This is a genomic window from Ruegeria sp. F5 (assembly GCF_056533845.1).
In genome coordinates this window covers 1-12,348 of record NZ_JBQFOU010000015.1, presented here as the reverse complement: position 1 = coordinate 12,348, position 12,348 = coordinate 1, and the positions used below count along the sequence as shown (strand labels likewise).

At 58.8% G+C, this 12,348-nt stretch carries 12 protein-coding genes; 8 read left to right on the top strand and 4 right to left on the bottom strand.

The features are described from left to right. Positions 1-54 precede the first annotated feature (54 nt). The 3 genes from ACR0K1_RS19350 to ACR0K1_RS19340 all read left to right on the top strand — a co-directional run bounded on the left by ACR0K1_RS19350 (position 55) and on the right by ACR0K1_RS19340 (position 2,409). Positions 55-1,491, top strand: a complete 1,437-nt coding sequence (locus ACR0K1_RS19350) for a UbiA family prenyltransferase (RefSeq protein WP_480851529.1) — start codon at positions 55-57, stop codon at positions 1,489-1,491. A gap of 43 nt (positions 1,492-1,534) precedes the next feature. Continuing rightward, positions 1,535-1,891 (top strand): DMT family transporter, encoded by a 357-nt coding sequence (locus tag ACR0K1_RS19345; protein ID WP_480851528.1) that lies wholly within the window; start codon positions 1,535-1,537, stop codon positions 1,889-1,891. A 314-nt stretch (positions 1,892-2,205) separates the two neighbouring features. After that, a complete protein-coding gene (locus ACR0K1_RS19340) occupies positions 2,206-2,409 on the top strand; it encodes a hypothetical protein (protein WP_480851526.1) in 204 nt (67 codons plus the stop codon). Between the two features lie 4 nt (positions 2,410-2,413). On the opposite strand, the gene ACR0K1_RS19335 is transcribed toward ACR0K1_RS19340, so the two are convergent. After that, positions 2,414-3,421, bottom strand: a complete 1,008-nt coding sequence (locus ACR0K1_RS19335) for a replication initiator protein A (RefSeq protein WP_480851525.1) — start codon at positions 3,419-3,421, stop codon at positions 2,414-2,416. Positions 3,422-3,808: 387 nt separating this feature from the next. Here ACR0K1_RS19335 and ACR0K1_RS19330 point away from each other — a divergent pair, with 387 nt between their 5' ends. Further along, the gene (locus ACR0K1_RS19330; protein ID WP_480851524.1) at positions 3,809-5,236 is read left to right on the top strand and encodes an AAA family ATPase; all 1,428 of its coding nucleotides are present in this window, start codon (positions 3,809-3,811) and stop codon (positions 5,234-5,236) included. Positions 5,237-5,313: 77 nt separating this feature from the next. After that, a complete protein-coding gene (locus ACR0K1_RS19325; protein ID WP_480851522.1) occupies positions 5,314-6,336 on the top strand; it encodes a ParB/RepB/Spo0J family partition protein in 1,023 nt (340 codons plus the stop codon). A 37-nt stretch (positions 6,337-6,373) separates the two neighbouring features. On the opposite strand, the gene ACR0K1_RS19320 is transcribed toward ACR0K1_RS19325, so the two are convergent. Both ACR0K1_RS19320 and ACR0K1_RS19315 read right to left on the bottom strand, forming a co-directional pair. Then, the gene (locus ACR0K1_RS19320) at positions 6,374-7,699 is read right to left on the bottom strand and encodes a hypothetical protein (RefSeq protein ID WP_480851521.1); all 1,326 of its coding nucleotides are present in this window, start codon (positions 7,697-7,699) and stop codon (positions 6,374-6,376) included. Positions 7,700-7,830: 131 nt separating this feature from the next. Continuing rightward, positions 7,831-9,099, bottom strand: a complete 1,269-nt coding sequence (locus ACR0K1_RS19315) for an arylsulfotransferase family protein (protein ID WP_480851520.1) — start codon at positions 9,097-9,099, stop codon at positions 7,831-7,833. Between the two features lie 533 nt (positions 9,100-9,632). Here ACR0K1_RS19315 and ACR0K1_RS19310 point away from each other — a divergent pair. From ACR0K1_RS19310 to ACR0K1_RS19300, 3 genes are all read left to right on the top strand, one after another. After that, positions 9,633-9,896, top strand: coding sequence for a hypothetical protein (locus ACR0K1_RS19310; RefSeq protein ID WP_480851519.1), 264 nt, complete (start codon positions 9,633-9,635; stop codon positions 9,894-9,896). Continuing rightward, positions 9,893-11,386, top strand: coding sequence for a sulfotransferase (locus ACR0K1_RS19305; protein WP_480851518.1), 1,494 nt, complete (start codon positions 9,893-9,895; stop codon positions 11,384-11,386). The genes ACR0K1_RS19310 and ACR0K1_RS19305 overlap by 4 nt, the downstream gene beginning before the upstream one ends. A 274-nt stretch (positions 11,387-11,660) precedes the next feature. Beyond that, a complete protein-coding gene (locus ACR0K1_RS19300) occupies positions 11,661-11,870 on the top strand; it encodes a hypothetical protein (protein ID WP_480851517.1) in 210 nt (69 codons plus the stop codon). A 155-nt stretch (positions 11,871-12,025) separates the two neighbouring features. Here the strand turns inward: ACR0K1_RS19300 and ACR0K1_RS19295 are convergent. Next, positions 12,026-12,348: hypothetical protein (locus ACR0K1_RS19295; protein WP_480851516.1), on the bottom strand; the 323-nt coding region annotated here is incomplete at its 5' end.

Genomic DNA, 12,348 nt, shown 5'->3' with positions numbered 1-12,348 from the left:
TTAATAAAATTACGTACTTTCAATGATGTAACCATCAGAAGTAGACTTCCGGTAATGAGTGACAAGCCCGAGAAAATTTTTGTTGATCTGGACGGGACGCTGATCAGAACTGATCTTTTCGTCGAGGCTATCCTCCAGTTCCTCAAGAGTAACCCGCTGAATATCTTCACCGTCCTCCTGTGGCTGTTCAAAGGTATTCCCTATGCCAAGGAGCGCATCGCGCGCGCGGTCACCCTCGAGGCCGAGGCGCTGCCGTTCGAACCCTCGCTTCTTGACTATCTGAGACAGCAGAAAGCCGAGGGCAGGCAGCTGGTGCTGGCCACGGCCTCGCACCGGATATACGCCGACAAGGTTGCCGCGCATCTGGGGATATTCGACTCGGTTCTGGCAACGGATGCCGATAACAACCTGAAAGGGTCCAACAAACTGGCCGCCATACGCGATGCCGCCGGGGATGAGGCCTTTGCATATGCCGGGGACAGCACAGCCGACAGTCCGATCTGGGCGGCCTCGGCCACGGGCATCTTCGTCAATGCGCCGAAATCCGACGTGGCAGCGGCACAGGCTGCGGGCACAGCCGAGAAAGTCATCACATCGCGCCCGCCGCTGTGGCGGGCCTTTGTCAAATCCATGCGGCCGCATCAATACGCCAAGAACGCCCTGATCTTTGCGCCGATCTTCACCTCGCAGCAGTATCTGCCTTTCTCGTCGGTTCTTGCGTCCTTGCTGGCCTTCATCTGCTTCAGCCTGTGCGCGTCGGGGGTGTATTTCCTAAACGACCTGGTCGATCTGGCCGCCGATCGCCAGCACACAAGCAAGCGCCACCGCCCGCTGCCGTCCGGCGATCTGTCCCTGCATGCGGGCGTTGTCGGGGCCATCGCCCTGCCCGTGACCGCCTTTGCCCTGACGCTGGCCTTCCTGCCGCCTGTCTTTGCGGTTGTGCTGATCGCCTATCTGATCATCACCATGGCCTATTCCTTCTGGCTCAAGCAGATCGCAACGGCGGATGTGATGGTGCTGGCATCACTTTACACGCTGCGCGTCATTGCCGGGTCAGCGGCCACCGGCATCGTGCTGTCATCCTGGTTTCTGGCGTTTTCGATGTTCGTCTTTGTCAGCCTCGGCTATCTGAAGCGCTATATCGAGGTGGCGGCAGCGCCGGAAGAAGACGGCAATGTCCATGGCCGGGATTATTCCTATGCCGACAGCGAAACCATGTTCAGCCTGGGCGTGGCCAATATCACCGCAGCCGTCGTCATTCTGGCGCTTTATATCAACAGCCCCGAGGTGAAAGAGATTTACCGGACACCGGAAATCCTGTGGCTGCTGTGCCTGCTGCTGCTCTATTGGGGCAACCGCATCTGGGTTGGCGCCCGGCGCGGACGGGTTGCCGACGACCCGGTTCTGTACGCCCTGCGCGACAGAATAAGCCTCATGGTCGGTGCGGCCTTTGTGCTGGTCACTCTGGCTGCCAAATATCTGGTCTTTTGATCAAGGCTCCGGTCTGCAGATCTGAACATGAAGGAGAACACCTATGTCGCTATACTGGTCTGCCCTGCTGGTTGCGGTCTGCGCGAACATTTGCACCAACGTCTCGTTCAAGCTGGCCGTACAACAGCTTTCAGGACCTTTCGACATTCGCGCCCTTATCGCCTCGCCCTGGGCCTGGGCCGGTCTGATCAGCGGCCTGCTGCTGCTGAGCAGCTTCATCGTTGCCATCCGCGGCCTTGAGCTGAGCATCGCCTACCCTGCGGTCACGGGCCTTGCGATGGTGGGCATTCTGATCGTCGGTTACTTTCTGTTTTCCGAGACCCTGAACCTGCAGAAAGTCGCGGGCATCGGGCTTGTCATCGCCGGTGTCTTCGTCCTGTCTCAGGTCAAGCAGGTCTGACCGATAAAGTTTACCCAACGTCACCGTATACAGGCGGAGATTTGCACGTTTCAGCGGCCTTTTCGATCCCGCGTTGCCTGTGTAAAGATTTTACGAAACAATTCGCGCAGGCATCCTGATGCCTCAATAATACGTAGTTTCGAGCGAGTACTGGGGCAGTGCCCCGTCGGGTATCCAATAACCAAATTTTAACCCCTGGTGGTTCAAAGTTTTGCCATGATTCCGTGCCGGAATTGTAAGTGGGTATCTGCCCATGGCATGGCTGCCGCCCACTTGGGATCGCGCCAAGGCCATAACCTGGAGGGCTTGGAAGAATGCTGGGAATTATCGGATTAGCTGTCCTTGTCGGCCTCGGCGCTGGTGGGATGGCCTTGTTCTCCGGCTATTCCATCCTGATGGCATTGGGGTTCTACGCTCTGGCCGGCTGGATGATCATCGCAGCGGCCATCCTAGTGGCCTGCACCGCCCGGTCGCTGAAGTCGCGCACGCAGAAACAGAGCCACGCCTATTCAGGCTGACCCGTCAGTCCCGCCCCGCCACCCGCTTGGCCACATATCCCAGAAACGCCCGATGCGGGTTTCTGATCTGCGGACGCCCTGATGCGGCCCAATAGGCCAGCCAGTCCGCCTCCAACGCATAGACATCGCGACCCGGTGCCATCGCCCGGGCCTCTTCCAGCGCCTCCGGCGGCAGGGTCGGCTTGTCCGGCCCCTCGACCACCTGACCGCGGCGGGTAAAGCGGATCAGGTCGCCCGGCTCTTCGGTCATCTCGTAATCGGGCAGATGATCGGCGGCGATCATGTCGCGGATCATCTTGCGGAACACCCGGCGGGGCGAGGCCGAGCCGGATTTCTTCAGCAGCACCTCGACCGAGATCCGCCACTCGGGCTGGCGGCCGCAATGTTTGCGCGCCAGCTCATAGATCCGCCGCTCCAGCGGTTTGCGCAGGCGAAAGTAATCGCGGCTGAGGGTCAGCACCGATTTCGCCAGCACCGCGCGGAACAGCCAGTCCGACAGTTTCACGCTGACGCTGACCATCCGGCCCGCCCGGGTGTGGCGCACGATCTCCCAGCTTTCGATCAAGCCGAAGCCGGTGGTGGTCTCTTTTTCGCCGGTGACGATGTTGGTGGTGATGCGGGTGCCCGCGAGGCGTTCGAATGCCTCGCGCAGGCGCTTGTAGCCGTCGCCGCTGGTTTCGCGGTTCGTCGCCACCAGCAGATCATGCGCCTTCAGGTGCAACACCTGGCTGACCGTCCGGCCCGCATTGATCGCCGCCATCAGCTGGCTGATGCAAAAGATCAGGATGTCCTTGTCATGGATCGTCGCCAGACCGCGCACCGAAGGCGTCACCGTGATCTCGACCCCGTTATGTTCGTAATTCAGAATCCGCCGGTCCGGCCGGGTCGAGAGCGAAAACATCGGATGCTCCATCGACCCCATATCGGTCTTGGGCAGCGCATCGAAGATATCGCATACGAAAAAATCACCTGTTGGATGGCGGTCGGGCAACAGCGCCCCTGCCCCGCTCATATCAGCCTGCCCATATGTTCCTGCCCGAATCTTTGTTCGTGGTTTTATTGACGCCCACCGTAGAGTTATCCACAGGGAGCGTAAAGCCGCCGGAACGTGGGTTCAGAGTCAGTGCAACGTGGGTTCAGAGTCATCCTATCGTGGGATCAGATTCACTGAAGACATCAAAAATGACAGAAAATTGTTTTTTTTCTTATGTTTAGAAAGACAAAGATGATGTTGTAACTAATAAGATAACAAGATTCTAACAGAACAATTTTTTCCAACAGGCTTCAAAGCCACCGTTCAGAAGGTCTTTACCCGTTCTTTTTGCTTAGAAAATCCAGTCTTATGCTCATAATGCTTCCACATGCCATCTTTTGTGGTATATTGAGGAAAACATAGAACATGAGCAGGTTTTCGATGCGCGCGGGCACATCCGAGGGGCTTCCCCCCTATTTCAACATCGACCCCGATCTGGCTTACGCAGAGCTTGGAGAGTCCACCGGCACACAGGATTTCTCGGACATCGCAGACGCCTGTGCCCGGGGCCGGGCCGATCTGGCAAACCGGGGGCTGGAAGAGGGCGGGCAGAAAAAGCTGCGGCTGTTTTCGACCTGGGAGATCACCAAATACCTGATCCCGGTCGCGCCCGCTCATTTCCGCCGGGTGCTGAAAAGCAACCCGGACCTGCCGCAGGGACAGTCGGAAACCGAAGGCGGCGCCAAATGGTTCACGCTGGATGAGGTGCTGCGCCTGCGCCTGCATTTCGCCTCGGAAGGGTCCAAGGCGAAAGAGTACCGCCCCTACCGCCCCAAGGGGCTGCCCGCCAAGATCGTCTCGGTGGCGAATTTCAAGGGCGGTGTCGGTAAGACATCCACTTGCGCCCATCTGGCCATGTCGGCGGCGCTGGACGGCTACAGGGTGCTGGTGATCGATCTGGACAGCCAGGGCTCGATGACCTCGATCTTCGGCGGCAAGGTGAGCGATGAATGGCAGACGGTGTTCCCCCTGCTGGCCCGCCACTACGCCACCCATCTGCGCCGCGACAATCAGGGGCGGCTAGACCGGGGTGAAGCGCCGCATCCGATCGATGACACCCTGTCCGAGGCGCTGAAGCGGCGCAGCGGTGATCTGATCCAGAACACGCACTGGCCGAATATCGATCTGATCGGGGCGCAGCTGAACCTTTACTGGGCCGAGTTCCAGATCCCGGTCTGGCGTATGCAGGGCCGCAGCTGGAAGCTGTGGGATGCGCTGACCGAGACGCTGGAAGAGGATGGGGTGCTGGATGACTATGACATCATCTTCATCGATACCCCCCCTGCCCTTGGCTATCTGACGATCAACGGGCTGGCGGCCTCGGACATTCTGCTGGTGCCCATGGGGGCCTCGTTCCTGGAGTTTGATTCCACCGGCCGCTTCTTCGACATGCTGCATTCCACCTTCCAGTCCATCGAAGACGGAGAGAACATGGCCGCCCGCGCGCTGGGACGGCCCGAGATGGCGTTTCAGTGGGATGCGGTGCGCACGGTCATCACCCGCTATGACGGCAGCCAGCAGGCGGAACTGGCCGGGCTGATGCAGGCCTATCTGGGCCGCACGCTGTCGCCGCACTGGCAGGGCTATACGGCGCTGATCGGACAGGCCGGGGAGCAGGTGAACGGCATCTACGAGGCCGATTACCGCGATTTCAACCGCGAGACCTATGTGCGCGGGCGGGAAACCTTTGATGCCACCTATGCCTCGTTCAAGAAGCTGCTGATCGGTGTGTGGCGTGGCGAAGAACTGGCCCAGCAGGAAGAACAGGCGGGAACGCCGGAACTGAAGCTCTGAGCGCGATGTTTCGCGCGCGAAACACATCTGTTGTGTCCCGAAGCAGAGTCTGATCCGCGCCGGAAAAGGAGAATGTGATGGCAAAACGCAAACGACTGACCCCTGCCCGGCCGGATTATCTGGCGGATGGCGCCCAGGCCCCCGGGGTGAAATCCATGTTCCCCACGGATACGCCGCGATCCGCGCCCCCGGTTGCGCAGGTGGCCGGGGCCACGGCGGCGCAGGCAGCGCTGGAAGAACTGTCCGGAGAACTGCGCGCCGCCCGCGCCGAGGGCCGGTTGGTGCAGGACTTGCCACTTGAGGCTGTCGAGGAAACCTATCTGGTGCGCGACCGTCTGGTCGCCGATGACGCCGATATGGAGGCGCTGAAGGAAAGCCTGAAGGCGCGCGGCCAGCAAACCCCGATCGAGGTCGTGGAACTGGAAGGCGGGCGATACGGCCTGATCTCGGGCTGGCGGCGCATGACCGCGCTGCGGGCGCTGGTGCAGGAAACCGGCGAGGCACGCTTTGCAACCGTGCGCGCGTTCCTCAGGCAGCCGCAGAGCGCATCCGACGCCTATGTGGCCATGGTCGAGGAAAACGAGATCCGCGTCGGGCTGAGCTATTACGAACGCGCCCGGATCGTGGCCCGCGCGGCAGAGCAGGGCGTTTACCCGGACGAGGCCGCCGCCCTGCGCGGCCTGTTCGCCTCGGCCAGCCGGGCCAAGCGGTCCAAGATCGGCTCGTTCGTGGCGATCTATCATGCGCTGGACGATCATCTGCGCTTTGCATCAGCTATTCCCGAGCGGTTGGGGCTGTCGATTGCGAAGGTTCTCAAGGAGGAACCGAAGCGGGCAGGGTATCTGATCTCAGCGCTGGACGCCGCGGCATCCCCGACCCCGGACGTTGAAATTTCGGCTCTAACCAACGCGATCAGCGCGGCGCAGCCAAGGCCTGAAAAGACATCCAGCCCGGAACCCGACGCGCCCCTGTCCGAAGAGATTGGGGATATCCGTCTGCAGCTCAGCCGTGATGCTACGCGGCTTACCTTGTCAGGCCGTGGCATGTCAGATGAATTCTATCTGGACCTGTGTGAGTGGCTAAAGTCCCGGACAGCATGAGGCTCGGATCGCCAAACCACGGAAGCGGGTGGCCCGATTAATTGCCAGAGGCCTGCAGCAGTGCATCTGCATGGGCCTGCAGATCCGACGTGACACGCAGAAACTCGGAAATGTTGTTATAGGCCAGAAACGGGACGGCAATGATCGCCGAGGCCAGGAAGAGCAGTCGGCCTTTTCCAAGCACGGAAAACCCGGCCAGCAGGAACATCACCGGGACGTAGCTCATGGAATAAAGGAAGGTCTCATCGCCGTAGAAGAAATGCAGCACCCCTTCGAACAGCAGATATAAAAGCAAAGCCTGCGCGACCGGCGCATTCGGCCCGGGGGTCAGGATGGCCCGGGCCAGACCTGTGATGAACACGATGGCCCAGAGTATAAGCCCCGCAAGACCAACCCATGCCAGTGTCTGAACAGGGGAAAACTGCACCGACAGGCGCATCCACTCGGGGAAGACCGGATTGTCCAGAAACGGCACTTCGGGGATGGCGATGGTATAGGCGAAGAAGGCCCGGATCTTGTCCAGCGGCCCCCCGGCCAGATCGTGCAGGACATAGGCGAATTCCGATTTGAGGCGCGGAATGAAGAAGTCCGAGCGCGGAAAGGCGATCCGCTGCAGGGTGAAGATGACCGTTGCGATGGCAAAGCCGTCGACCAGAATGCGGAAGGCGCGTTTGTAGGAGTTGCAGGCAAGCACGGTCAGAATACCGGCCATCCAGTTGGTGATCGTCATCGAGAATGCAATCGTGCTGGAAATCGACTGCAATATCGGCGGTATCGTTCCGCGCTGCATCAATGTCCCGAAGGCCAGGGCAATCGTAACCGTCAGACCGGCAAAGGCGTGCACCTCTGGTATGGGCATCCAGAAGATGGCCGCGCTGGATACCGCGCCCAGAGCCGTGAAAACAACGGCGTCAAAGCGGGGCAGGCCAAGCCCGCGGAATCCTCCGAACAGGGTCGCACTCCATAGGCCCGCCGTGGCGGAAAGCACGCCGAGAACGGCCAATCGTTCAGAAAGGCCTGCCACGATCAGCGCCTTGGTCGGCGTGTACATGATGATGGCCTGCAGCGGGTGGACATTGGTTCGGTAATTGTTGGCATAGCGATCCAGCATCACCGGATGCACCCGGATCAGGTCAGCCTCGAACCAGACCCATGCATCGCGGTTCGGATCGATCAAAGCCAGGGGGATCTGGCTGGCCAGAAACCAGTACCCCGCGCCGACCAGAAGGCTGATCACAAAAGCCAGGCCCAGATCGGCCCGGCTGGCGACAAGCCAGGCTTTGAAACGTCCAAGGGTGTGGGACAGCGTCAGGCGCGTATCGGGAATGTCATTGACAATTTCACCCAGAATTCGTCGCAGCATCCGTGACCTCAAACCCGAAAATAACGCAAAACAGTGTTAGTTAGACACCAATTGACCTGAAATCCCACCTTTTAAGATGCCGTCGGCAAAAGGCGCGCGCTTATGTTTCGCGCGCGAAACACTGTCTGATGTCATGGGCATCTCCAAGCGGCGACGTCTTCTGCGGTTATCGGGTATCTGCTTGCTTCCATAACCTCGGGCACCTGATTGGCGTCATACCGGTCCATGACCCATTCCCAGACCGGTTCACCTGTGCTGGTCACCTCCAGCGCGCGGCCGGCGCGGGATTCGGTCAGCAGCAGATTGCCATTGGGCAGCTTTTGCCATTTTCCCGACCACTTGGTGTAGAACGGCTGGTCGGGCTGTTTGGGGAAAAGGATGGCGCGTTCCTCTGTATGGGGCTGGATGGCCACTACGCGCGATCCGCCCTGCAGGTTGCCCCCTTCGGTTCTGTCGTAATTGTTGTCGAAGATGCCGATCCAACCGTCACCGATGAAATCGGGATCGTGCTGAAACAGCGTGTCTGAATAGGTGTGCCACTTCACCTCAAGCGTATCGGGGTCAAGCACCATGACCATATGAAGGTCGCGCAGGGAAGCGACGATATCGCCCGCATCGAACAGCGGGTATTCATCGGCCATTTCCGTTGACAGTTCTTCTATGTCGTTGAGGTGAAAGATATCGCCGCGATAGCGCCGGCCCGTTCGCAGATACACGTCGCTCAGACCGTTTTTCTCGAACACTTCGATCGAGCTGATGGATTTCAGAACCTCTCCATCGGCGCTGACTTTCATGAAGTAATCTTCGTAGACGGGGAAGGACAGGATATCCATAAGCTTTTCATCGCGCCCATCGCGCGAGCGAAGCTCCTGATTGCCGGATACCCAGAACGATCCGTCAGCATTTGCCGAGATTGAATGATGCGCCCGAGGCTCTGACAGGGCCCACAACACGTCGCCACAGGCCGACATCCGGGCGATCCCGATGAATTCGAAGTTGAACAGGATGTCGCCGTTGGGAAAAAGATGCGAGCCGTGAATGTACGGGTAGTTATGCCGCCCGCCGAAAATCTCACCCGGGTCGGGCGCCCAGGAATGCAGGACATCGCCGGATGCGTCGATCAGCCGGACACCCGCATGCCAGTCGAATTCCGGAAAATACGAGGTGATAAGCGTGGATCCGGGTGCCATGGCGTCGGCGTTGTGAATGCGGACACCCTCAAAATCATATCGCGCCGGCATCAGCCGGTCCGGTTCCTTCATGAAGGCTTTGATTTCTTCCCAGGTCTGAACCGCGATCCTGTACGGGGCCAGATACAGATAGGCCGACGCAAGCCCCGCGATGAACGTGATTGCCAACAGACAAGCCAGCGACAGCAATGCAAGCAGGCGATCAGACATAACCACAGAACCCCAATCTACAGATCTATGGGGCAACGTTGGATTTTTGACTGGCGGCGATCAAGCCTAAATCCGTTCAAACCGTGTGTTTGGGGGCAACCCCGCCCGGTTGCGGGGCTTTTTGCCACGCATTTGAGACGGGTTTGCCGCTTTGGGGCGCGGCTTCAAAAATGTCTGATCCGGAAACAATGCAGTTGATTTTGCTGCATAGTCATTAGAGCCTTGCAATATGGGGCCTTGATGTTCCTATTTTTTTGCCAGGCGGTTTAGTCTTGGGCCGCAGGGCAGGCGTATTGCCGGGTAACAAGTTCAGTGTCAGGGGGTTTGAAGCGCACAGAGTGAAGCACTTGGTCAAAAAATTGCCGGACTGTTCGGGTCATATTTTTCTGTCATTCACCATCGGCTTATTTTCGGACCACGGGCTGGCGGTGTCTGCCGATCAATCCCTGGCGTCGCAGGGGGGCGGCTGAGATCACCGCTGCAAAACTTTACCCATTGAGCTATTTTGGAACCGATTAGAAGGAATGCACGCAATGAGTTGGATCACGAAAATCCGGGCCGGGGGGCGTCTGATGCCGCTGTGGCTGATCGCAGGGGTGCCGTTTCTGATGCTGGCCAGCCCGGCGCACGCCTATATCGGCCCCGGTGCCGGATTGGGCGCGGTCGCGGTTACGATTGCCGTGGTGCTGGGCGGCCTCTTTCTTATTGTCGGGCTGGTCTGGTTTCCGCTCAAGCGGTTGCTCCGTGGCAAAAAGGGTCCGGCAGGCGCGGGTAACGAAACCGACCCGGCGCAATGATACAGGCGATAGCCGTTTCGCTGCTGGCCGTCGCGGGGTTCATTATCGCCCTGTGGTGGACGAATATTGCGGGAATTGCCCATAAGATCGTTGGTGCAAGCATGGCAGGCGTGGCTGCGCTATTTGACAACCAACTGTCTGACGACGCCAAGGAAGCCGCGGCACGGCGGGCAGGGGTGCAACTGATCCTGGGCGGCCTGAACCTGACATGGCGCATTGCCTTGGCGCTGGCTGCGGCGGGTCTGCCCATCCTGCTGGCCGATCTTGCGGGGCTTGTGCCCGCAAATGCGGTGCTGGATGTCATGCTGCGGCTGGATTACATCGTCATCGTGTCCGTTCTGGCGTTTGCCGCGGTCAAGATCGTCGGTCGCCTGCGTCGCAGCGAAACACCGCAGGATAACGGCGGGTCCCAGTATTCGCCCGTGGACCAGTTCGTTCACAACCTGGCTTTCTCGGGTCCGACGGTTCAGAAAGCGGCCGCGCGGGTCGAGGCGCACCTGATCCCGCGCCCTCCGATGCCAGAGGTATTGCAACCCATTTTCGTGACCTCCCTTGCGCGGGGCGGCACCACAGCGGTTCTCAACGCCTTGCATGATGCGCCCGAAGTGGCGACGCATACCTATCGCGATATGCCTTTCGTGACGGCGCCGGTGCTGTGGAACAAGCTGGCCGGCGGCCAGAGGCGCGGCGTGCGGCGGCGGCAGCGGGCCCACGGGGACGGAATGGAGATCGACCTCGAAAGTGCGGAAGCCTTTGAGGAGGTCATCTGGAAAATGTTCTGGCCGGACAGGTACAAAGGGGCCTCGATCGCTCTGTGGGGGGCAGCGGACACCGATGAACAGGCCGACCACTTCCTGCGCCGGCATATGAGCAGCATCATCCGGGCGCGAAATGTGCAGGCCGGGTCACAGAGCGTTCAGAAAACGCGCTATTGCTCGAAAAACAATGCCAACATTGCCCGGATTCCCTATCTGCTCAAATCCTTCCCAGATTGCAGGATCGTCGTTCCGGTGCGGCGTCCTGAAAGCCACGCAGAGTCCCTGCTGCGGCAGCACAACAACTTCAGCAAGCTGCAGTCCCGGGACAGCTTTGTGACCCGCTACATGGCGGATATCGGCCATTTCGAGTTCGGTGATCTGCATAAACCCTTTCTGTTTTCCGGGTTTGCGCCGGATCAGAAAGACACCCATACGCCCGATTACTGGCTGCAATACTGGACCTGCGCCTTTCAGGACCTGCTTGCGTACAAAGACAAGTGTATCTTTCTTCTGCAGGACGATCTGCGCGCGTCTCCTCGGGCGACGATGGAGGGGCTGTATGACACCCTTGGCCTGTCACCCGACGGGCAGAGTTTTGAGCAATATTTCCACTCAAAGCCTGACCTGGCCGAGACTGAGAGGTTTGATCCCGGTCACTTGCAGGACGCGCACGACGTCTATAGCGCGCTGGTGGAGTGTGCCCATCGGGATCAGCTGCAAAAGGTGGTTTGACGAAAATTAAGTATGTAAATCAAGGCATCTACCGACTTACACGCACTTTCCCTGTATTTTGCAAATAACCATCTGAACGCCGGAAAGTGTTCTATAATATGCGATAAGTATCGCTTATTGCGTATGATTGATTTTACCTGGAAATGGCGCGCTTAAGACAGACCATCTGCTCGCGAATTTGAACATTGCGCCTGTTTCGGATCGAAGTGATATTGCCGCCAACCATTAAATTGATTTGTTAAGATATTCTGCGCGCACCGGTGAAGATTAATCGATGGCAACTCAAACTCTGAAACTGAACGTCAAGACAGGTGAAAAAGAAGGCAAGACTTTCTGGGATCGGTGCGGGGTTCTATTCGTCAACACCGATGAGGCCGGCAACATCACCTCAATCCAGGTTCGGCACAACATGTTCCCCGGTGTCGAGATGGTGCCCTTTCCAGTGCTCCGGCCAAAACCCGGACCACATATGCGCCATACGTGACGCGCGGCCTAACGGCCGGGCAGGGGAGGCGACACTCCGCGATGCGGCGGGCCTCAGCATTGTCACATCCGCCGCGCAAGCGGCGGAAAACTGAGCGCGCTGAGGCGCGCGAAAAATGCCATACTTAACTTGAACGTGCCGTTATGTGACGGGCGCTATTCGGGCAGCCCACGCTTCGCGTGATTGCCCTGCGCCGGTCCACCGGCACACACGCCTGCTTGCTGGAAAAGGGGCGGGACCCTTTTCCCGGCGTGGAGATTGCCTCCAAGAGCAAAACTGTTCCGAGGGCAATTTGAGAAATGACGGATTTCTAAAATCACCCCCGGTTTCCTCTTGGTGAGTATGACAGGATAAGGTGGTTGTGTTACAAATTTTTTCAGCCAAAGATTGATCGTTGATCGTTGATCGTTGATCGTTGATCGTTGATCGTTGATCGTTGATCGTTGATCGTTGATCGTTGATCGTTGATCGTTGATCG